The 20,835-nt window shown below is 69.1% G+C and carries 22 protein-coding genes, 1 tRNA gene and 1 other RNA gene; 7 read left to right on the top strand and 17 right to left on the bottom strand.

Annotated features, from left to right (window positions below; translation table 11 throughout):
* Nucleotide 1: 1 nt before the first annotated feature.
* The 7 genes from QNI14_RS03810 to QNI14_RS03780 all read right to left on the bottom strand — a co-directional run bounded on the left by QNI14_RS03810 (nt 2) and on the right by QNI14_RS03780 (nt 7,927).
* Nucleotides 2-472: a DNA polymerase III subunit gamma/tau gene (locus QNI14_RS03810; RefSeq protein ID WP_283714982.1), complete on the bottom strand. Its 471-nt coding sequence runs from the start codon at nt 470-472 to the stop codon at nt 2-4.
* 118 nt (nt 473-590) lie between these two features.
* Nucleotides 591-1,616 carry a ketol-acid reductoisomerase gene (gene ilvC / locus QNI14_RS03805; protein ID WP_283714980.1) on the bottom strand — a complete coding sequence of 342 codons (1,026 nt, stop codon included), beginning with the start codon at nt 1,614-1,616 and terminating at the stop codon, nt 591-593.
* Between the two features lie 47 nt (nt 1,617-1,663).
* Nucleotides 1,664-2,173, bottom strand: coding sequence for an acetolactate synthase small subunit (ilvN, locus tag QNI14_RS03800; protein WP_283714979.1), 510 nt, complete (start codon nt 2,171-2,173; stop codon nt 1,664-1,666).
* A 2-nt stretch (nt 2,174-2,175) separates the two neighbouring features.
* Nucleotides 2,176-3,978, bottom strand: coding sequence for an acetolactate synthase large subunit (locus QNI14_RS03795; protein WP_283714978.1), 1,803 nt, complete (start codon nt 3,976-3,978; stop codon nt 2,176-2,178).
* A gap of 41 nt (nt 3,979-4,019) precedes the next feature.
* Nucleotides 4,020-5,726, bottom strand: coding sequence for a dihydroxy-acid dehydratase (gene ilvD, locus QNI14_RS03790; RefSeq protein ID WP_283714976.1), 1,707 nt, complete (start codon nt 5,724-5,726; stop codon nt 4,020-4,022).
* Nucleotides 5,727-5,735: 9 nt separating this feature from the next.
* On the bottom strand, nt 5,736-6,521 hold the full coding sequence (otsB, locus tag QNI14_RS03785; RefSeq protein WP_283714975.1) for a trehalose-phosphatase: 786 nt from the start codon (nt 6,519-6,521) through the stop codon (nt 5,736-5,738).
* The gene (locus QNI14_RS03780) at nt 6,518-7,927 is read right to left on the bottom strand and encodes an alpha,alpha-trehalose-phosphate synthase (UDP-forming) (protein ID WP_283714973.1); all 1,410 of its coding nucleotides are present in this window, start codon (nt 7,925-7,927) and stop codon (nt 6,518-6,520) included. Before QNI14_RS03780 ends, otsB begins: the two co-directional genes overlap by 4 nt.
* A gap of 73 nt (nt 7,928-8,000) precedes the next feature.
* Between QNI14_RS03780 and QNI14_RS03775 the strand changes: the two genes are divergently transcribed.
* The gene (locus QNI14_RS03775; RefSeq protein ID WP_283714972.1) at nt 8,001-8,255 is read left to right on the top strand and encodes a hypothetical protein; all 255 of its coding nucleotides are present in this window, start codon (nt 8,001-8,003) and stop codon (nt 8,253-8,255) included.
* Between the two features lie 6 nt (nt 8,256-8,261).
* Here the strand turns inward: QNI14_RS03775 and QNI14_RS03770 are convergent, their stop codons facing one another.
* The 3 genes from QNI14_RS03770 to QNI14_RS03760 are packed head-to-tail and all read right to left on the bottom strand — an operon-like array spanning nt 8,262 to nt 10,862.
* Nucleotides 8,262-9,443: an acetyl-CoA C-acetyltransferase gene (locus QNI14_RS03770; protein ID WP_283714971.1), complete on the bottom strand. Its 1,182-nt coding sequence runs from the start codon at nt 9,441-9,443 to the stop codon at nt 8,262-8,264.
* Entirely contained in the window at nt 9,440-10,087 is a 648-nt protein-coding gene (locus QNI14_RS03765; RefSeq protein ID WP_283714969.1) for a 3-oxoacid CoA-transferase subunit B, read from the bottom strand. Before QNI14_RS03765 ends, QNI14_RS03770 begins: the two co-directional genes overlap by 4 nt.
* Before the next feature lies 1 nt (nt 10,088).
* Nucleotides 10,089-10,862, bottom strand: coding sequence for a CoA transferase subunit A (locus QNI14_RS03760; protein ID WP_283714967.1), 774 nt, complete (start codon nt 10,860-10,862; stop codon nt 10,089-10,091).
* A 103-nt stretch (nt 10,863-10,965) separates the two neighbouring features.
* On the opposite strand from QNI14_RS03760, the gene QNI14_RS03755 reads away from it, so the two are divergent.
* The gene (locus QNI14_RS03755) at nt 10,966-11,763 is read left to right on the top strand and encodes an IclR family transcriptional regulator (protein WP_283714965.1); all 798 of its coding nucleotides are present in this window, start codon (nt 10,966-10,968) and stop codon (nt 11,761-11,763) included.
* A 1-nt stretch (nt 11,764) separates the two neighbouring features.
* Here QNI14_RS03755 and QNI14_RS03750 read toward each other — a convergent pair whose 3' ends face one another.
* Both QNI14_RS03750 and QNI14_RS03745 read right to left on the bottom strand, forming a co-directional pair.
* A complete protein-coding gene (locus QNI14_RS03750; protein ID WP_283714963.1) occupies nt 11,765-13,183 on the bottom strand; it encodes a dihydrolipoyl dehydrogenase family protein in 1,419 nt (472 codons plus the stop codon).
* Nucleotides 13,184-13,271: 88 nt separating this feature from the next.
* Nucleotides 13,272-13,344 (bottom strand) — tRNA-Lys (locus QNI14_RS03745).
* A 94-nt stretch (nt 13,345-13,438) separates the two neighbouring features.
* Between QNI14_RS03745 and QNI14_RS03740 the strand changes: the two genes are divergently transcribed.
* Nucleotides 13,439-14,272, top strand: a complete 834-nt coding sequence (locus tag QNI14_RS03740) for an inositol monophosphatase family protein (protein ID WP_283714961.1) — start codon at nt 13,439-13,441, stop codon at nt 14,270-14,272.
* A gap of 3 nt (nt 14,273-14,275) precedes the next feature.
* Nucleotides 14,276-14,848, top strand: coding sequence for a hypothetical protein (locus QNI14_RS03735; protein WP_283714959.1), 573 nt, complete (start codon nt 14,276-14,278; stop codon nt 14,846-14,848).
* 88 nt (nt 14,849-14,936) lie between these two features.
* On the opposite strand, the gene ssrA is transcribed toward QNI14_RS03735, so the two are convergent.
* Together ssrA and QNI14_RS03725 are read right to left on the bottom strand one after the other, a co-directional pair.
* Nucleotides 14,937-15,309: a transfer-messenger RNA gene (ssrA, locus tag QNI14_RS03730) on the bottom strand.
* Between the two features lie 118 nt (nt 15,310-15,427).
* Nucleotides 15,428-15,841, bottom strand: a complete 414-nt coding sequence (locus tag QNI14_RS03725) for an NUDIX hydrolase (RefSeq protein ID WP_283714957.1) — start codon at nt 15,839-15,841, stop codon at nt 15,428-15,430.
* Between the two features lie 42 nt (nt 15,842-15,883).
* Here QNI14_RS03725 and QNI14_RS03720 point away from each other — a divergent pair, with 42 nt between their 5' ends.
* The 3 genes from QNI14_RS03720 to QNI14_RS03710 are packed head-to-tail and all read left to right on the top strand — an operon-like array spanning nt 15,884 to nt 18,249.
* Nucleotides 15,884-17,365 carry an SDR family oxidoreductase gene (locus QNI14_RS03720; protein WP_283714956.1) on the top strand — a complete coding sequence of 494 codons (1,482 nt, stop codon included), beginning with the start codon at nt 15,884-15,886 and terminating at the stop codon, nt 17,363-17,365.
* The gene (locus tag QNI14_RS03715) at nt 17,362-17,583 is read left to right on the top strand and encodes a putative acetyltransferase (protein WP_283714954.1); all 222 of its coding nucleotides are present in this window, start codon (nt 17,362-17,364) and stop codon (nt 17,581-17,583) included. The genes QNI14_RS03720 and QNI14_RS03715 overlap by 4 nt, the downstream gene beginning before the upstream one ends.
* A gap of 9 nt (nt 17,584-17,592) precedes the next feature.
* Nucleotides 17,593-18,249 (top strand): SIMPL domain-containing protein, encoded by a 657-nt coding sequence (locus QNI14_RS03710; RefSeq protein ID WP_283714953.1) that lies wholly within the window; start codon nt 17,593-17,595, stop codon nt 18,247-18,249.
* Here QNI14_RS03710 and smpB read toward each other — a convergent pair whose 3' ends face one another.
* From smpB to ftsE, 3 genes are all read right to left on the bottom strand, one after another.
* Nucleotides 18,250-18,726 (bottom strand): SsrA-binding protein SmpB, encoded by a 477-nt coding sequence (smpB, locus tag QNI14_RS03705; RefSeq protein ID WP_283714951.1) that lies wholly within the window; start codon nt 18,724-18,726, stop codon nt 18,250-18,252.
* A gap of 80 nt (nt 18,727-18,806) precedes the next feature.
* On the bottom strand, nt 18,807-19,721 hold the full coding sequence (gene ftsX / locus QNI14_RS03700; RefSeq protein ID WP_283714949.1) for a permease-like cell division protein FtsX: 915 nt from the start codon (nt 19,719-19,721) through the stop codon (nt 18,807-18,809).
* Nucleotides 19,718-20,791 (bottom strand): cell division ATP-binding protein FtsE, encoded by a 1,074-nt coding sequence (gene ftsE, locus QNI14_RS03695; RefSeq protein ID WP_283714947.1) that lies wholly within the window; start codon nt 20,789-20,791, stop codon nt 19,718-19,720. The genes ftsX and ftsE overlap by 4 nt, the downstream gene beginning before the upstream one ends.
* Nucleotides 20,792-20,835: the final 44 nt, after the last annotated feature.

Genomic DNA, 20,835 nt, shown 5'->3' with positions numbered 1-20,835 from the left:
TTCAGACTCCCATCACGAACGGCCACGGAACGAGCAGGAAGACACCGGCGACGAGCCACACGAACCGGACCCAGACGGCGGCGTGGCGGGTGAGCAGCATCGTCGCGCCGAACCACACCGCACAGGCCCCGATGGCCACCCACACGACCGGAATGACCGCGTATGCGGGGACGAGGAAGACGCCGGCGTCGAACATGCGGATGCCGCCGAGCACCCACCCCACCGTGTAGAGCAGGTAGATGCCGCCGAGCAGCCCCATGCTCACGAGCGCGACGTTGCCGAGCGGCGCGGGCTCCCCCGCCGCCGCCTCCTCGATGGTCTCGCTGCCCTTGCCGACGGCCTGCCAGCCCTCGGCGAGCGGCTCCGCAGCGGGAGCCACGGGCGTCGCTGCGGACTTCTTCACCGGTGTCGAGGGCGCGTCATCGCCTTCCCAGCGGAACGCGTCGTCGTCGCCATGCGGATCGGATGCCATGCCCTCGATCCTATCGACGCCGAAGGCCCGACCCCTGGTCAGGGTCGGGCCTCCGTGGCTTCACGCACCGCTGCGCGATGCAAGCCGTCCTCGGCGGGTCTGCCGAGAGTCACGAGGATCAGCGAGCAGCGGATCCTTCGACGTAGTCCGCGTCCTGCTGCTTCCACGCGAAGAGCGCGCGCAGGTCCTTGCCGACGGCCTCGATCGGGTGCGACGCGGCCTTGGCGCGCAGCTCCTGGAACTCGACGGCGCCGTTGTCCTGGTCGCCGATGAAGCGGTTCGCGAACGCGCCGTTCTGGATGTCGGCGAGGACGGCCTGCATGTTCTCCTTGACGCGCGGGTCGATGACGCGCGGGCCCGAGACGTAGTCGCCGTACTCAGCGGTGTCGGACACCGACCAGCGCTGCTTGGCGATGCCGCCCTCCCACATGAGGTCGACGATGAGCTTCAGCTCGTGCAGCACCTCGAAGTACGCGATCTCGGGCTGGTAGCCGGCCTCGGAGAGGGTCTCGAAGCCGTACTGGACGAGCTGCGAGACACCACCGCAGAGCACTGCCTGCTCACCGAACAGGTCGGTCTCGGTCTCTTCGGTGAAGGTCGTCTTGATGACGCCGGCGCGGGTGCCGCCGATCGCCTTCGCGTACGAAAGCGCGGTCGCCCAGGCGGTGCCGGAAGGGTCCTTCTCGACCGCGATGATGTCGGGGATGCCACGGCCGGCAACGAACTCGCGACGGACGGTGTGACCCGGAGCCTTCGGCGCGACGAGAATGACGTCGACGTCGTCCGGAACCTCGATGTAGCCGAAGCGCACGTTGAAGCCGTGCGCGAAGGCGAGGGTCTTGCCGGCGGCGAGGTGGGGCTTGATCTCGTCGTTGAAGATGCCGCGCTGGTGCTGGTCGGGTGCGAGGATCATGATGAGGTCGGCCCACTCGGCGGCATCCGCCACCGACTTGACCTCGAAACCGTCCTCGGTCGCCTTCGGCGCCGACTTCGACCCCTCCTTGAGGGCGATGACGACCTCGACACCCGAGTCGCGCAGGTTCTGCGCGTGGGCGTGGCCCTGCGAGCCGTAGCCGACGATGGCCACCTTCTTGCCCTGGATGATCGAGATGTCGGCGTCTGCGTCGTAGAGGATCTCAGCCATGTTCGTGTGTGTCTCCTTGTTGATGTCGGTCGAAAAGTATCGGTCAGTCAGCCGCGCAGCACGCGCTCGGTGATGCTCTTGCCGCCACGGCCGATGGCGACCATGCCGGACTGCGCGAGCTCTTTGATGCCGAACGGCTCGAGGGCGCGGAGGAAGGCATCGACCTTGCCGCGGTCGCCGGTGACCTCCACCACGAGGGCGTCGGTCGCGTAGTCGACGACCGACGCGCGGAAGAGGTTGACGACCTCGATCACGTTCGATCGGGTCTGGTTGTCGGCCCGCACCTTCACGAGCATGTGCTCGCGCTGGACGGATGCCGCGTAGTCGAGCTCGACGATCTTGATGACGTTCACGAGCTTGTTGAGCTGCTTGGTCACCTGCTCGAGCGGGAATTCCTCGACGTCGACGACGACCGTGATGCGGGACAGGCCCGGCACCTCGGTGACGCCCACCGCGAGGGAGTCGATGTTGAAGCCGCGACGGGCGAAGAGCCCGGCGACACGGGTCAGCAGACCCGGCTTGTCCTCCACCAGGAGGCTGAGCACGTGCTTGCTCATCGTCACGCCTCCTCGTCGAACGTCGGCGCGTGCTCACGCGCGTACTGGACATAGCTGTTGCTGACGCCCTGCGGCACCATCGGCCAGACCATCGAGTCGGCGCTCACCACGAAGTCGATGACCACGGGGCGGTCGTTCGTCTCGAGGGCGGTCTGGATGGCGGCATCCACCTCGTCCTCCTTCTGAACACGGATCGCCATGCAGCCGTAGGCCTCGGCGAGCTTCACGAAGTCCGGCACCCGAATGGTGTCGTGGCCCGTGTTCAGGTCGGTGTTGGAGTAGCGGCCGTCGTAGAACAGTGTCTGCCACTGCCGCACCATGCCGAGCGACGAGTTGTTGATGATCGCGACCTTGATCGGGATCTTGTTGATGACACAGGTCGCGAGTTCCTGGTTCGTCATCTGGAAGCAGCCGTCGCCGTCGATCGCCCACACAGCACGGTCGGGCTGGGCGACCTTTGCGCCCATCGCAGCCGGGACCGAGTAGCCCATCGTGCCCGCGCCGCCGGAGTTCAGCCACGCGTTGGGACGCTCGTACTTGATGAACTGCGCCGCCCACATCTGGTGCTGGCCGACGCCCGCGGCGTACACGCCCTCGGGACCGGTGAGCTCGCCGATGCGCTGGATGACGTACTGCGGCGCGAGCAGACCGTCGGTCGTCGGCGCGTACCCGAGGGGGAACTCATCGCGCAGGCCGTCGAGGTACGACCACCACTCGGTGATGTCGGGCTTCGCCCCCTCGGAAGCGCCCGCGAAGGCGGCATCCAGATCGACGAGCACGTCCTTGAGATCACCCACGATCGGGACGTCCGCCGTACGGATCTTCGAGATCTCAGCGGGGTCGATGTCGACGTGCACGACCTTCGCGTGCGGCGCGAACAGCGCGGCCTTGCCGGTGACCCGGTCATCGAATCGTGCACCGAGGGCGATGAGCAGGTCAGCCTCCTGCAGCGCGAGGACCGCGGGCACGGTGCCGTGCATGCCCGGCATGCCGAGCTGCTGCTGGTGCGAGTCGGGGAACGCGCCCCGCGCCATGAGCGTCGTCACGACCGGTGCGCCGGTGGCCTCGGCGAGACGGAGGAGCTCTGCGGACGCGCCGGCGCGGACGACGCCGCCACCCACGTACAGCACGGGCTTCTTCGCGTCGACGATCAGCTGCGCGGCGGCCTGGATCTGCTTGCCGTGCGCCTTCGTCACCGGCCGGTAGCCCGGCAGATCGATCTTCGGCGGCCACACGAACGGCACTTCGTCCTGCTGCGCATCCTTCGTGATGTCGACGAGGACGGGACCGGGACGGCCCGTCGACGCGATCTCGAAGGCCGCGGCGATCGCGCCGGGAATGTCCTTGGCGTCCTTCACGAGGAAGGAGTGCTTCGTGATCGGCATCGTGATGCCGACGATGTCCGCCTCCTGGAAGGCATCCGTCCCCATCAGAGTCGAAAAGACCTGGCCGGTGATCGCGACGAGCGGCACCGAGTCCATGTAGGCGTCGGCGATGGCGGTCACGAGGTTGGTCGCGCCCGGGCCCGACGTCGCGATGGCGACGCCGACCCGACCGGATGCCGCGGCGTAGCCTTCGGCCGCGTGACCGGCGCCCTGCTCGTGGCGTACCAGGATGTGGCGGATCTCGGACGTGTCCATGAGCGGGTCGTAGACCGGCAGGATCGCCCCGCCGGGCAGCCCGAAGACGTCGGTGACGCCGAGCAGCTCGAGCGAGCGGACGACGGCCTGCGCTCCGGTCAGGACGGGTGTGGATGCGCCTCCGGCAGGGGGCCGGGGCACAGCGGCGACGGTGTCTGAAGACATGGAGTTACCTCTGCGTGATGGATGACGGGGTGTGTGGGGGCCTAGCCCGTCGTCGCGCCCTCCGCAGCGGAGCGCACGAGCTTCGAGTACTTGGCCAGCACGCCACGGGTATAGCGCGGGGGAAGCGGCTCCCAGCCAGAGCGGCGGGAGGCGAGCTCCGCTTCGTCGACGAGTAGGTCGAGGGAGCGGGCTGCGATATCGACCCGAATCAGATCACCATCGCGCACGAAGGCGATGGGACCTGCGTCCACCGCTTCGGGTGCTATGTGGCCGATGCACAGGCCGGTTGTGCCGCCTGAGAATCGTCCGTCCGTCAAGAGTAGTACATCTTTTCCGAGCCCCGCGCCCTTGATGGCGGCGGTGATCGCGAGCATCTCGCGCATGCCGGGTCCGCCCTTGGGGCCCTCGTAACGGATGACGATGACCGAGCCGGGCTCGATCTCGCCGTTCGCGACGGCGTCCATCGCGGCACGTTCGCGCTCGAACACGCGGGCAGGACCCTCGAAGACAGCGGCGTCGAAGCCGGCCGTCTTCACGACGGCGCCCTCGGGCGCCATCGAGCCGTGCAGGATCGTGATGCCGCCGCTGGCGTGGATCGGGTCGTCGAACGTGTGGATGACCTTGCCGTCGATCGGCTCGGGGTCGAGCTCGCGCAGGTTCTCGGCGAGCGTCTTACCCGTCACGGTGAGGGCATCACCGTGGAGCAGCCCCTCGTCGAGCATCGCCTTCATGACGACGGGGATGCCGCCGTGACGGTCGACGTCGTTCATGACGTACTGGCCGAACGGCTTCATGTCGGCGACGTGCGGGGTCTTGTCGCCGATGCGGTTGAAGTCGTGGAGCGTGAGGTCCACCTCGGCCTCGCGCGCGATGGCGAGCAGGTGGAGCACCGCGTTCGTCGAACCACCGAGCGCCATGACGAGGGCGATCGCGTTCTCGAACGCCTCCTTCGTAAGGATGTCCTTCGTCGTGATGCCCTGGCGGAGCAGGTTCACCACGGCTTCGCCCGAGCGGTGGGCGAAGTAGTCGCGACGGCGGTCTGCTGCGGGCGGGGCCGCCGAACCGGGAAGGCTGAGTCCCAGCGCCTCGCCGACCGACGCCATCGTATTGGCGGTGTACATGCCGCCGCAGGCGCCCTCGCCGGGGACGATCGCGCACTCGATGCGCTTGAGGTCGGCCTCGCTCATCTTGCCGGCACGGCACGCGCCGACGCCCTCGAACGAGTCGATGATCGTGACGTCCTTCTCGGTGCCGTCGCTGAGCTTGACCCATCCCGGCATGGTCGAGCCGGCGTAAAGGAAGACGCTCGAGAGCCCGAGGCGGGCGCTCGCCATCATCATGCCGGGGATCGACTTGTCGCAGCCTGCGAGCAAGACGGTGCCGTCGAGGCGCTCGGCCATGATGACCGCTTCGACCGAGTCGGCGATGACCTCACGCGAGACGAGCGAGAAGTGCATGCCCTCGTGGCCCATCGAGATGCCGTCGGAGACGGAGATGGTGCCGAACTGTAGCGGGTAGCCGCCGCCCGAGTGGACGCCTTCCTTGGCGCCCTGCGCGAGGCGGTCGAGGCTGAGGTTGCAGGGGGTGATCTCGTTCCAGCTGGACGCGATGCCGATCTGGGGCTTGTCCCAGTCCTCGTCGCCCATGCCGACGGCTCGGAGCATGCCGCGGGACGTGGTGGCTTCGATGCCGTCCGTCACCGCGCGGCTGCGGGGTTTGATGTCGATGGTGTCTTCCGGTGCAGGCATTCTCGAAGTCTATTGCCGCGATGCGGACCGGGCGTGCGCGAGCGTCATGAGCAGGTCGGCGAGTCCGGCGATGTCGTCGACGCGGACGGATGCCGCCGTTTCGCCGCCCCCGACCCGGATGCCGAGGTCCGCGTCGCCGAGCGAGCGGAGCGCGTCCTCGTCGGTGACGTCGTCGCCGGCGAAGACCACGGCGGTCGCGCCGCTGAGATCCCGCAGGTGCGCGACGGCGCCGTCCTTCCCGACATCTCGAAAGGCGTACTCACGGAGGTCGTGCCCGACGCGGCGACGCCACGTCGGCGCGTCCGCGGCGACGAGGGCGTCGACGGCGTCACCGAGGGTGGCCGCGTCCGCGGCATCCGTCGTCGTCCGCGTGTGCACCGCGAAACCGAACGCCTTCGGCTCGATCCACGCGCCGTCGACATTGGCGGCGAGGGCTTCGGCCTCGGCACGGAGCCTGTCGCGGAGGGCTGCCTCGTCGTCGGTCGCAGCGCCCGCAGCGTCGTCGTGTTCGGCGAGCTCCGCGGGCAGCCAGAACTCGGCCCCGTGCGATCCCGCGAGCGCGATCGACGAGGCGTCATCGTGCTCCCCGATGACCCGAAGATCGTGCAGGGAACGACCCGACACGAACGCGACGGTCGTCGCGGGTGCGTCGAGGAGCGCGGCGACGGCGGCCTTCGCCGCCGGCGTCGCACGCGCCGTCATCGGTTCGTCCACAAGCGGCGCGAGTGTGCCGTCGAAGTCCAGCGCGACAAGCAGGTGGTCGGTGCGGGCGAGGTCAGCGACCGTCACGCTCATGCGCCGTCCCGACGCGCGGCGGACAGATCGGTGAGGAAGCGCTGCGACCACTTGGCGACGTCGTTCTCGCGGACACGGCGTCGCAGCGCGCGCATCCGCCGATCGAGGTCCCGTGCGGGAAGCTCGATCGACTGGAGGATCGCCTCCTTCAGGCCGACGATGTCGTGCGGATTGACCTTGATTGCGTGCGTGAGTTCGTCCGCGGCGCCGGTGAACTCGCTCAACACGAGCGCTCCCCCGCCGTCGACGCGGCTCGCAACGTACTCCTTCGCGACGAGGTTCATCCCGTCACGGAGCGCAGTGACCAGCATCGCGTCGGCCGCCAGGTAGAGCGCCACCATCTCTTCGCGCGGATACGAGTGGTGGAGGTACTGGATCGCGCTGTAACCCAGCTCGTCCGCGTCGCCGTTGATGCGGCCGACGGTGAGCTCGATCTCATCGCGGAGTTGTTTGTACGTCTCGACACGCTCCCGGCTCGGGCTCGCGACCTGCACGAGGATCACGTCGTGCACCGAGAGCCGCCCGTCGGCGAGCAGCTCGCCGTAGGCCTTCAACCGGTGCCGGATGCCCTTCGTGTAGTCGAGCCGATCCACACCGAGCAGAATCTTGCGGTCGCCGAGGCTCTCGCGGATCTCGGCGGCACGCGCGCGGATGTCGGGGCGTCGCGCGAGGTCCTCGTACGAGGCGACGTCGATCGAGATGGGGTAGGCGCGGGCGATCGCGGTGCGGCGCCCGCCGTCTTCAGTGGGAACCGCGATCGCGCCGGCTTTCGTGTCGAAACCAAGCTGCCGGCGGACCGCGCGAGCGAAGTTTCCGGCGTCGGCCACCCGCTGGAACCCGATGACGTCGGCACCGAGGAGTCCCTCGAGCACCTGACGTCGCCACGGGAGCTGCGCGTAGATGCCGTATGCGGGGAAAGGAATGTGGTGGAAGTATCCGATCGTGAGGTCGGGTCGGAGCTCGCGGAGCATCTTGGGGACGAGCTGTAGCTGATAGTCGTGCACCCAGACGGTGCCGCCCTCTGCGGTGTGTTCGGACGCGGCCTCTGCGAACCGGCGGTTCACCTTCACGTAGGAGTCCCACCACGCGCGGTGGTACGTGGGCGCGGCGATCACGTCGTGATACAGCGGCCAGATCGTGTCGTTCGAGAAGCCCTCGTAGTAGAGCTGGATCTCGTCGGTACTCAGCGGCACCGGGACGAGTCGGAGCCCGTCGAACTCGAACGGTGGCACGTCGAGGTCGGCCTTGCCGCCCCACCCGACCCACGCGCCGTCAGCTGACCGCATCACCGGGTCGAGCGCAGTAACGAGCCCTCCGGGCGACCTCCGCCAGGGCTCAGCGTCGTCGTCGGTGCGATCGACGGGAAGACGGTTGGACACGACGACGAAATCGGCAGCGACAGTCAAGGGGTTCCTCTCGGGTGTCAACCCCAGGCTAACAACCCGACCCGAGCGGACCCTGCGCGCTACCGTGGGTGGTATGCGCAAGTACGTCTTCGGCACCGGCCTGCTTTCCGCGATCACCGGCGGGCTCACGCTCCTCCGGTCGGCTCGGAGCGATGAGCCGTTCACCTGGCGGACGGCGCTCGCGTGGCTCAGTTGGGGCATCACCCTCGCCCTCGCGATCGGCAGCGTCGTCGACACGCGTCGCGCCGCCCGGGCGAAGATGATCCCGCTCGACTCGCCCGTCGCCGACCGTCGTAACGACCTGCTCCGTGAGCGGCTCCGTCGCTGACCTCCATCAGCGCGTCAAGATGAGCGCCTCGCCCTGACCACCGCCACCGCAGAGACCGACCGCCGCCGCCCCCGTGCCCCGACGCGCGAGCTCATGGACGGCATGGACCACGAGTCGGGTGCCTGAAGCACCGATCGGATGCCCCAGGGCGATCCCGCCACCGTGGATGTTCACGATCGCCTCGTCGACCCCCAGCTCGCGCTGCGATTGCACGACGACCGCACCGAACGCCTCGTTGATCTCGACCAGGTCGAGGGATGCGGCATCCATCCCCTGACGTCGCAGCGCCTGCTCGATCGCTCGCGCAGGCTGTGCGTGGAGCGAATTGTCGGGACCGGCGACCTGCCCGGCTGCGCCGACGACCGCGAGCACCGTCCACCCCTGCGCCTCGGCCTCTGCACGCGTCGTGACCACGACAGCGGCCGCGCCGTCCGAGATCTGCGACGCGTTCCCCGCGGTGATCGTGCCGTCCTTCGCGAACGCGGGGCGCAGCCCCGCAAGGGAGTCCTCCGTCGTGTCGGGACGCACCCCCTCGTCGCGAATGACGACCACCGGGTCGCCCTTCCGCTGCGGCACCTGGACCGGCACGATCTCGGCATCGAAGGCACCCTCGGCGGCCGCCGCTGCAGCGCGCTGGTGCGAGAGCGCCGCGACGCGGTCCTGCGCCTCGCGGGTCAACCCGAAGTCCGGATTGCGCCGCTCCGTCGACGTCCCCATCGAGACCTGGTCCGCGGCGTCGGTGAGCCCGTCGTGAGCCATGTGGTCGATGACCTCGACCGAGCCGTAGGCCCAGCCGTCGCGCGAGCCCATGAGCAGGTGCGGGGCGCGGGTCATCGACTCCATGCCACCGGCGATGACGACCGTGGCATCCCCCGAGGCGATCATCCGCTTCGCGTCGATGATGGCGGTCAGCCCGGACAGACAGACCTTGTTCACCGAGCTGGCGGGGACGTTCCAGCCGATCCCCGCGCCGAGCGCCGCTTGGCGTGCGGGGTTCTGCCCCGAACCGGCCGGCAGCACCTGACCCATGATCACCGCGTCGACCGCATCGGCGGGGACACCGCCGCGCTCGAGCGCACCCGCGATCGCGAACGCGCCGAGCTGGGGCGCCGAGAACGACGCGAGCTGACCCTTGAGGCGTCCCTGCGGCGTGCGTGCCGCTGCCACGATGACGATGTCTTCGGTCATGCCGATACTCCTTCACGAACGGTGAGCGGGGCCGCGGTGGCGTCGATGACCTCTTGCACCGAGATGCCGGGGGCCGTCTCGACGAGGACGAGTCCGCCGGGGGTGACGTCGATGACCGCCATGTCGCTGATGATGCGGTCGACCACGCCTCGCCCCGTGAGCGGCAGGGTGCAGTCCGCCACGATCTTCGGGGAACCGTCGCGCGCGACGTGCTCCATGAGGACGATCACCTTCGCAGCGCCGTGCACGAGGTCCATCGCTCCGCCTGGTCCCTTGACCATCTTTCCGGGGATCATCCAGTTCGCGAGGTCGCCGGTCGCCGAGACCTGCATCGCGCCGAGGATCGCGGCGTCGATCTTGCCGCCGCGGATCATGCCGAAGCTCGTCGCGGAGTCGAAGAAGGCAGAACCCGGGAGGGTCGTGACCGTCTCTTTGCCCGCGTTGATGAGGTCGGGATCGACGGCGGATGCCTCGGGGTACGGACCGACGCCGAGGATGCCGTTCTCGGACTGCAGGACGACGGTGACGCCCTCGGGGATGTAGTTGGGGACGAGGGTCGGGAGCCCGATACCGAGGTTGACGTACGAACCGTCGGTGAGCTCCGCGGCCGCACGCGCGGCCAATTCCGTGCGGGACAACACCATGTCAGACTCCTTCGTTCGCGACGGTGCGGCGCTCGACGCGCTTCTCGATCCCGGTGCCGACTTCCACGATGCGGTGGACGAAGACGCCGGGTAGATGGACCTGATCGGGGTCGAGCTCGCCGGGCTCGACGAGCTCCTCGACCTGGGCGATGCACACCCGGCCCGCCATCGCGGCGAGCGGGTTGAAGTTGCGTGCCGCCTTGTTGAAGACGAGGTTGCCGTGCCGGTCGCCGCGGCGTGCGTGGACGAGGGCGAAGTCGGTGACGATGGCCTCCTCGAGAACGTAGTCACCCGTGCGTCCGCCGACGTCGAAGGTGCGCACGTCCTTCGCGGGCGACGCGACGGCGATGCCCCCGGCGCCGTCGTACCGGCGTGGCAGCCCGCCCTCGGCGACCTGGGTGCCGACGCCGGTCTGCGTGAAGAACGCGGCGATGCCTGCGCCGCCGGCGCGGAGCTTCTCAGCCAGCGTCCCCTGGGGCGTAAGTTCGAGCTCCAGTTCGCCGGAGAGGAACTGGCGTTCGAACTCCTTGTTCTCGCCGACGTACGACGAGGTCATCTTCCGGATCCGCTTGGCCTGCAGGAGCACGCCCAGCCCCCAGTCCTCCACGCCGCAATTGTTGGAGACGATCGAGAGGTCGCTCGTCCCCTGCGCGAGCAACGCCTGAATGAGGGCGATGGGGTTGCCGGAAAGTCCGAAGCCACCGACCGCGAGCGATGCCCCGTCCGGAATATCCGCGACGGCCGCTTCTGCCGAGGGGAAGGTCTTGTCGATCACGCTGCACTCCTTCGTGGTGTCGTGATCTCAGCGTGCGCGGCGCGCTGCGCGAGAGCAAGCGGACGCTTGCGATGTGGACCGAGCGGCTCGTAGTGTCCATCATGTGGACACGACGAGCGTGGTACCGGGAGCGCAGGCCATCGCGCGCGCGGCGGCGCTGCTCCGCCTCGTGAGCGCCGGCGGCGATACGGGTCGCGGCATCCAGGAACTGGCGCAGACCACCGGACTGACCCGGTCGACGGCACATCGCCTGCTCAGCGCCCTGCGCGCGGAGGGCCTCGTCGATCAGGACCCGGACACCTCTCGATGGATGCCGGGGCCCGAACTGTTCCTCATGGGCGCATCGGCGGCGGCGCGGTACGACGTCACGCCGCTCGCCCGCGACATCGTGCGGAGCCTCGCGAAGGGCACCGAGGAGAGCGCCTTCTTCTCGGTGCGCCGCGGCGATGAGACCGTGTGCCTCCTCCGCGAAGAGGGCTCGTTCCCCATCCGCTCGTTCGTGCTGAGCGAGGGCACGCGCTTCCCGCTCGGCGTGGCCTCGGCGGGCCTCGCGATCCTCGCGTTCCTCCCCCAACCCGACGTGGACGCGTATCTGGGGCGGCATCCGGCGCTCGCGGCGACCTGGGGCGCGTCCCACGATGCGGATCCGCTCCGCACCCGGCTCGCGCAGACCAGAGACCGCGGGTACGCGGTGAACCCGGGCCTCATCGTGGAGGGGAGCTGGGGCCTCGGCGCGGCGGTGTTCGACCACCTCGGCCGGCCGGAATGGGCGCTGAGCCTCACCGGCGTCGGGTTCCGCTTCGGCCCCGACCGCCTCCCCGCGCTCGGGAGGACGCTCCTCGCACACGCGCACCAGCTGACGACCCGCATCGCCGCGGCACGGGTCGGGACGAGGCGCTGACTCAGTCCTGGAGCGCTTCGAGCCAGCGCAGCCAGACTTCGCTGATCGTCGGATAGGCCGGCACGGCATGCCAGAGCCGGTCGAGCGACACTTCACCGACGACCGCGATCGTGGCGGCGTGGAGGAGCTCGGCGACGTCGGGGCCGACGAAGGTCGCGCCGACGAGCACACGTCGCTCGGTGTCGACGATCGCGCGTGCCGTACCGGTGTAGCCGTCCGCGTGGGTACTCGCGCCGGCGACCCAGCCGAGGTCGTAGTCGACGACGCGAATCGGGATGCCGGCCTCACGCGCGGACCGCTCGGTGTGCCCGACCGCAGCGACTTCGGGATCGGTGAAGACGACCTGAGGGACGGCGCTGTCGTCGGCGGTGGCATCGTACGGGCCCCACGCCCGCGAGACCGGTTCGGCACCGGTCGCGCGACGCCCTATCACGTCGCCGGCGATCCGCGCTTGGTACTTCCCCTGGTGCGTGAGCAGGGCACGGTGGTTCACGTCGCCGACGGCGTACAGCCATTCGCTCCCCCGCACGCGCATCGAGTCGTCCACCTCGAGCCACGAGCCGGGTTCGAGTCCGACGATGTCGAGGCCGATCCCGTCGGTGCGAGGCGTCCGCCCGGTCGCGACGAGCATCTCGTCGGCACGTACCTCATCGCCGTCATCGAGCGCCACGACGATCGTGCCGTCGGCATCCCGGCGCACGCTGCGCGGCTCCACGCCGGTTCGCACGGTCGCACCGACGGCTCGGAGCGCCTCGGTCACCGCGTTCCCTGCGAACGGCTCGAACGTGCCGAGCAGACCGGATCGCGCCAGCACGGTCACCTCCGCCCCCAGCGCCGCGAACGCCGTGGCCATCTCGACGCCGACGACACCGCCACCGAGGACGACGAGGGATGCCGGGACCTCGTGGGCACTCGTCGCCTCGCGGCTCGTCCAGGGCGCAGCATCCACGAGTCCCTCGATGTCCGGGACGAGGGCGGCAGAGCCGGTGCAGACGGCCACTGCGTGCCGCGCGCGGAGGACCCGCGTCGAGCCGTCGCCGGCTTCGACGGTCACCTCTCGCTCGCCGCTCAGCCGCCCGAAGCCGCGCACGAGGTCGATGCCGGCGCTCTGAAGCCACTCGACCTGCGAGGTGTCCTGCCACTCGTGCACGATGCGATCGCGGCGGGCGAGCACCGCGGCGATGTCGATACTTCCTGTGACCGCCTCTGCCGCCCCGGGGACGGCCCGGGCGGCGCGGAGCGCAGCCGGGGCGCGCAGGAGCGCCTTGGACGGCATGCACGCCCAGTACGAGCACTCGCCGCCGACGAGCTCGGACTCCACGATCACCGCGGTCAGTCCTGCCCGCACCGCGCGATCGGCCACGTTCTCGCCGACGGGTCCGGCGCCGATGACGATGAGGTCGTACTCCTGGGTCTCCATGGAGCCACGTTAGCCACCTCGGAGGCCATCAGGGCGGGACGGAAACGAAGAAGGCCCCGGTCACTGGCGAGAGTGACCGGGGCCGTCGTGCACCCCCAGGGACTTGAACCCTGAACCCACTGATTAAGAGTCAGTTGCTCTGCCGATTGAGCTAGAGGTGCGTGATTCGGAACGTTCCGAACCGAGGGTCAACACTACCATCACGATCCGGTTCACCGCCAATCGAGCCACCTCCGCGGGTCGTATCCTGGAGGAGTGAGCTCCCCCACCACCTCCGGAAGCTGGACCGCGCCCTTCGACGGCTCCCTCGAAGACGACCTCGCGCTCGCCCTCCGACTGGCGGATGCCGCCGACGCGGTGTCGATGCTCCGCTTCGACGCGCCCGACCTCGAGGTGCAGACGAAGGCCGACGACTCGCACGTCACGGAGGCAGACCTCGCGACCGAACGCGCCATCCGCGACCTGCTCGCGGCGGAGCGTCCCGACGACGCCGTCTTCGGCGAAGAGTTCGGGGGCTCGGTGACCGCCGAGCGGACCTGGATCATCGACCCGATCGACGGCACCGCGAACTACCTCAAGGGCATCCCGATGTGGGCGACGCTCATCGCGCTCTCGATCGACGGTGTCCCGCGCGTCGGCGTCGTGAGCCAACCCGGCATCGGCCGGCGCTGGTGGGCGGCGAGCGGCCTCGGCGCGTGGACGCTCGACCCGTCCGGCGCACCGCGTCGCCTCGGCGTCTCGCATGTCGCCTCGCTCGACGCCGCGAGCGCGAGCTTCCAGAGCATCGCCCAATGGGACGACGTCGGTCGCACCGACGCGCTCCTGCGTCTCTCGCGCTCGGTCTGGCGCGACCGCGGCTATGGCGACGCCTGGCCGTACATGCTCCTCGCCGAGGGGCGCCTCGAGTTCGTCGCCGAGTTCGATGTCAAGGAGTACGACATCGCCGCCCACGTCCCGATCGTGCTCGAAGCCGGCGGGCGCTTCACCGATATCGACGGCGCCGAGACGATCGCCACGCGCTCGTCGGTCGCGACCAACGGCCGCCTCCACGACGAATTCCTCACCCTCATCCACGGGTCGGACGCGTAGCGGATGCCACGTCGATTCCTCGTCGCAGCCGGCACGTTCGTGCTCGCCGCCCTGATCGCAGGCTGCTCGCCGCAGACACCGGGTGGCACCGCATCGCAGGCCCCGGGCGATGCAGCCCTCGGCGGGCCCGCATCCGACTCGGCGACACCGACTCCCGCGCCGACGGTCGATCCCGCGTCGGTGACGTGCGAGAACATGCTCGCGGCCGACGCCGCCGCGGAGTTCGCAGCGACCGACTGGTCGGTGCGCGAAGACCCCTTCGTGATCCTCGACCTCGAGCTCCCCGACGGTACGGCGTGCACGTGGGGCGACTTCTCGTCGCCGACGAGCGATGACCTGGTGCTCTTCGGCTGGTCGCCGATCGACGACGCGGATGCCGCGTCCGTGCAGACCGCGCTGCTCGAGGAGGGCTGGGTGCGCGAGGACGACGGCGACGACGTCATCCTCACCGAGGACCCGGCGTCCGCGCTGCGTCTCGACGCGGACGGGTATGGGATGACCTATCGCTTCGAGAGCGGCGCCGTCACGGTCTCGGATACGAAGCAGGGGCTGGACCTCATCGACGTCCAGCCCTGACGTGGACCCTGCGGGTGCAGCAACGACGAAAGCCCCTCGATCCCAATGTTTCCAGGGGATCGAGGGGCTTCCTCGTCGCGACAACGGTTCGTGGAGATGGGGGGAATCGAACCCCCGTCCATCGCTGAGAGACGGCGTCTTCTCCGGGCGCAGTCTGTAAAAGGCGTTCTGCTCGGCCCCGACATTCAGTACAGACACATAAGTCGACGGGCCCAGCCTGAAGAAAGTCCCGCGTGACGCTCAGGCGACGTCACGCAGCAAGATCCCTTAGATGACGCCAAGGACCGTGACGGGATCAGTCACGGATTGACGGACTCGGGCTCGCTGCTCAGGCAGCGAGGGCGAAGTCGGACTGCTTCTTTTCGGCAGTTATTGGTTCGCAGAGGTCGTTAACGAGATAACCCTGCATCCTCGGCCCGCTTCCCGCAGAGTCACAGGCGATGTCGAAACCGATCATCCCCGTGGCGCCTGGCGGCGTGTGGACCGTTGTCGCACTGTGGAATTACCAACCCGAGCGGCGAACCGCTCGAGCATTACAGCCTACAACGGATGCCACTCCCCCGCCATTCCCGCACGTGGTCACGCCGGCAGGAAGTACTCCAGCGCGAGCGGTGCGACCTCGAGGGCTGCGGCATCCGCTCGGGACACCCACCGAACCTCGGCGATCTCGGCGGCAGCGGCGGGCGTCTGCTCGCCGATGTCAACGCGGAACACGTCGGCCACGACGAGGAACCCCGGTTCGTTCGCGGCGCTCGCGGTGAACTCCCCCATCGCTTCGACGGATGCCACCGGGATGACGAGACCGAGTTCTTCGGCGAGCTCCCGCACGAGCGTCTCGTCCGGCTGCTCCCCGGCCTCGGGCTTGCCGCCCGGCTGCATGAACGCTGCTGTGCCGGCCTTTCGCACGAGAAGGAGGCGCCCGGCATCGTCCACGATCACCGCGGCGGAGACGCGGATGCTGGCGGTCGTAGAGGCGGCGTCGGGGCTGGTCACCCTGGCACGCTAACAGGGGTCCGTCCCGGCGTAGAATCTCGTGTGCCCGAGAACGAGACCACCCCTGCAGCCGACGCTCCGAGCGGCATCGATCCCGCCGACCTCGCGACGACGCTCCGGGTTCTCGAGGCGCTCGCCGAGGTCGACCAGACGCACCCCGACTACGTCACCGTCCGCCGCGCGACAGCTGCGATGTTCAAGGCGACGAAGAAGGTGCGTCGCCGCGAGATCCGCGACGCGATCGCCGCAGCAGACCGCGCCGTCGTCCACGCCACCGCGACCGGCGCTCCCGACCGGATCGACGACGAGACCCGCGGCATCCCGATCAGCACCCGCACGACGACGCCCTCCGCAGGCACCCTGCTGAAGGCGCGCGGGTGCTACATCTGCAAGCAGCGGTACACCGTCGTCGACGCGTTCTACCACCAGCTCTGCCCCGACTGCGCGGCGATGAGCCATGCCAAACGCGACGCCCGTACCGACCTCACGGGTCGCCGCGCGCTCCTCACCGGCGGTCGCGCGAAGATCGGCATGTACATCGCCCTGCGACTGCTGCGCGACGGCGCGCACACCACGATCACGACCCGTTTCCCCCGAGACGCGGTGCGCCGATTCAGCAGCCTGCCGGATGCCGCGGACTGGATCCACCGGCTGAAGGTGGTCGGCATCGACCTGCGCGACCCGGCCCAGGTCGTGGGGCTCGCCGAGGAGGTCGCCGCTGCCGGCCACCTCGACATCCTCATCAACAATGCGACGCAGACCGTCAGGCGGTCCCCCGGCGCGTATCAACCGCTCGTCGACGCTGAACTCTCCCCGCTCCCGGACGGCCCGCTGCCCGAGCTGGTCACGTTCGGCCACACGAACGACCAGCACCCGCAAGCGCTCGAGCGGTCGGTCACGGCCCACCCGATCCTCGCGGCCGCGGCATCGCGCGCCGAGGAACTCACCGAGCAGGCGATGGCGGCCGGATCGAGTTCGCTCGAGCGTCTCGCCGCCGGCACGGCCATCGACGCCGGCGGCCTCATCCCCGACCTCGACCATTCGAACTCCTGGGTGCAGCGCGTCGAAGAAGTCGACCCGCTCGAGATGCTGGAGGTGCAGCTCGCCAACACCACGGCGCCGTTCCTCCTCGTTTCGAAGCTGCGTCCGTCGCTCGCGGCCAGCCCCGCGCATCGCACCTACATCGTGAACGTGAGCGCGATGGAGGGCGTCTTCAATCGCGGCTACAAGGGACCGGGCCACCCGCACACGAACATGGCGAAGGCCGCCGTCAACATGCTCACCCGCACAAGTGCTCGCGAGATGTTCGAGTCCGACGGCATCCTCATGACGAGCGTCGACACCGGATGGATCACCGACGAGCGCCCGCACCCGACGAAGGTCCGCCTCGCCGAGGAGGGGTTCCACGCCCCACTCGACCTCGTCGACGGCGCCGCCCGTGTGTACGACCCGATCGTCCGCGGTGAGGCCGGCGAAGACCTGTTCGGTGTGTTCTTGAAGGACTATGCACCGGGACAGTGGTGAACCTTCCATCGGCCGGCCGCCGCGTCGTCGTCAGGTACTTGCTCCCCACGGGGCAGGCGACCGACGCGCTCGGCGTGCTCCTCGAGGCGTCTGAGACCGAACTCGTCGTCGATGGCAAGCGCGGACCGGAGCGAATCCCCCGCGGCGCGGTGATCGCGGCGAAGGAGGTCCCGCCGCCGCCCGCACCCCGCCCTCGCGCCGCGCCACCGCGAGCGTAGGGTCAGAGCATGAGCGACATCGTCATCACCGTTCGGGGCGAGCACCACGAGCGGGTCACCGCCGAGCGGGCGAGCGTGCAGGTCTCGGCATCCGTCGACGGTCCCGATCGCGCTGCCGTCGTGGAGCAGGCGACCGCGCTCGCCGCACCGCTGCAGGCCGAGGTCGCCGCACACGCCGATGCAGGCGCGGTCGACGCGTGGAGCAGCGACCGCGTCTCGGTGTGGGCCGACCGTCCGTGGAACGACCGCGGCGAGCAGCTTCCGCTCGTCCACCACGCGACGATCACCGTCGCGGCGACGTTCACGGACGCGACGGTCTTGTCGGAGTGGCTGAGCGACCTCGCGCTCCGTGACGGCGTACAGGTCGGCGGCATCGACTGGTCGCTCTCCCCCGAGACACGCGTGCAGATCGAGCGCGACGTCGCGACGAATGCGATCGGCGAGGCGGTGCGCCGTGCGACGGCGTACGCCCAGGCCATCGGCAGAGCGAGCGTCGAGGCGATCGAGCTTGCCGATGTGGGGCTTCTGGAAAATGGGACCGAGCACGCCTCAGCACCGCGCTACGCGAAGGCGGCGATGATGGATGCCGCATCCCCCGGGATCGACCTGCGACCGGGCGAGATCACCGTCAGCGTGGCCGTCGACGCACGCTTCCGCGCGAGCTGATCACTCGCCGAGGCGGTTGCGACTGCGCATCGCGCGCTCAGCCTCGCGCTTGTCCTCGCGCTCGCGGATCGTCTGCCGCTTCTCGAACTCTCGCTTGCCCTTCGCGATCGCGATCTCGACCTTCGCGCGCCCATCAGAGAAGTACAGCTTCATCGGGATGAGCGTGTAGCCGCCAGCCGAGACGGCGTGCGAGAGCTTCACGATCTCGTCCTTGTGCAAGAGGAGCTTTCGCGTGCGCTTGGCGGAGTGGTTCGTCCAGTGCCCCTGCGAGTACTCCGGGATGTGCACTGCGTCGAGCCATGCCTGCCCGCCGTCGATGAACGCGTAACCGTCGCTGAGGTTCGCGCGACCCTGTCGCAGCGACTTCACCTCGGTGCCGGTCAGCACGAGGCCCGCCTCGTACGTCTTCTCGATCGCGTACTCGTGGCGCGCGCGACGATTGGTCGCGATGACCTGTTCCCCGCGTTCCCTGGGCATGATGACTCCTCCGACGACCAGCGAGCTCCGCATGGCCGGCCCGCCAGTCTAGCCGAGCGGGGCCGGGTCGTGCGTGTCGGTCAGGCGCGCAGCCAGCGACGGATCGCGAAACTCGCGGACGCCGCGGCGAGCACGAGTCCGAGCGCGACGATGACGGGCACCACCAGCGCGGCATCCGCCATGTCCACCCACGACGTGGCGAAGTCGATCTGCCCGCGGAGGTACCCGTGCACACCGAACTGGACGCCGAGGCAGATCGCGACACTGGCCAGCGCCGACCCGAGCAGTGCCGCGAACACGCCCTCGAGGATGAACGGCGTCTGGATGAAGCGGTTCGACGCCCCGACGAGGCGCATGATGCCGAGCTCCTTCCGGCGTGCGTATGCGGAGAGTCGGATCGTCGTCGAGATCAGGAGCACGGCGGCGATGAGCATGAGTGCGGCGATACCGATGGCGATGTATGTCGCGACCGTGAGCGCCGAGAAGAGCGGATCGAGGTACTGCATCTGATCGGTGACCTCTTCGACGCCGTCCATGCCGGTGAACGCCTCGTCGATCACGTCGGTCTGGGTCGGATCGACGAGGTTCACCCAATAGGTGTCGTTCAGCTGCGCGGGGGTGATGAAGTCGACGTAGTCCTCGCCCATGAGTTCGAGGACGTTCTCGTACGCCTCATCGCGGGTCTCGAAGTCGGCACCGCTGACGATGCCCGCGAGCGCGGGGCTCTCGAGCTTCTCGGCGACGGCAGCGAGCTGCTCCTCGTTCGCGACGCCGTCGGCACAGGTGGTGGCTGTCGAGTCCTCGCGGCACATGAACACCGCGACCTGCGCTCGGTCGACCCAGTAATCGCGCATCTCGGCGATCTGCATCTGCATGAGCATCGCGGCACCGACGAACGTGAGCGACACGAAGGTGACGAGCACCACCGACACCACCATCGACGCATTGCGTCGGAGACCGGTGAGCGCCTCACCGAGGACGAGCCCGAGCCTCATACGGTGGGCCCCACTTCATCGTCATCGTCCCCGCGTCCGAGGCCGAGCCGATCAGCTGCGCCGAGTCCTTCGATCGCTCCGAGGTCAACCTCGGTGGGGACGATCGGCACGGATCGAGTGCCGGTGTCCGAGCCGCTCGGCGGGGTCGGCGTCGAATGCACCGGCGAGGAGGCCTCGGACACCGAAGCCACGGGTTCAGCCACCACAGGCACCGCCGGCAACACCGTCTCGGGCTGCGGAGCCGGCGGCACGGCCCGCTCGGGCAGGGCATCTTCGGCGGCGAGCTCGTGCGATGCGATCTGCTTCTGCAGCTCGAGCACCGCGGTGAGCGCGGCCGTCGCGGCCGCACCCTTGACCGTCTCGGGCGCGAGCGTCGGCAACTGCGAGGTGTCCCCGTATCCGCCGTGACGCTCGTCGCGGACGATGACACCGCCGCGCAGCTCGATCACACGCCGCTGCATCTGGTCGACGAACGCGGCCTCGTGGGTGGCCATGACGACCGTCGTCCCGCCCGCGTTGATCCGCGCGAGGAGCTGCATGATGTCGATCGAGGTCGCCGGGTCGAGGTTTCCCGTCGGCTCGTCGGCGAGGAGGATCTGCGGCCGGTTGACGATGGCGCGCGCGATCGCGACGCGCTGCTGCTCACCGCCGGAGAGTTCGTGCGGCAGTCGCTTCTCTTTCCCCTCGAGGCCGACCAGGGCGAGGGCCTCGGGCACGGACTGCTGGACGAACGCACGGCTCGAACCGATGACCTGGAGCGTGAAGGCGACGTTCTGGAACACCGTCTTGCCGGGCAACAACCGGAAGTCCTGGAACACCGACCCGATGTGGCGGCGGAAGTACGGCACCTTCCGGGTCGTGAGCGTCCGCACGTCCCTTCCGAGCACGACGACACGACCCTCCGACGGGGTGTCCTCGCGGAGGATCAGGCGCAGACACGAGGACTTGCCCGAACCGGACGCGCCCACAAGGAACACGAACTCCCCGCGCTGCACGTCGAACTCGACCTCGCTGAGCGCCGGCTTGTTCGTCCCTCGGTACCGCTTACTGACGTTCTCGAACCGGATCATGACCTGACGAGCCTAAGCGCGCGGGTCGTGGCAGCCGTCAGCGA

The organism is Microbacterium dauci, from assembly GCF_030065535.1.
Lineage (GTDB): Bacteria > Actinomycetota > Actinomycetes > Actinomycetales > Microbacteriaceae > Microbacterium > Microbacterium dauci.
Note: the sequence above shows the minus strand (reverse complement) of the source record. Positions and strands in the feature narration are given on the sequence as shown.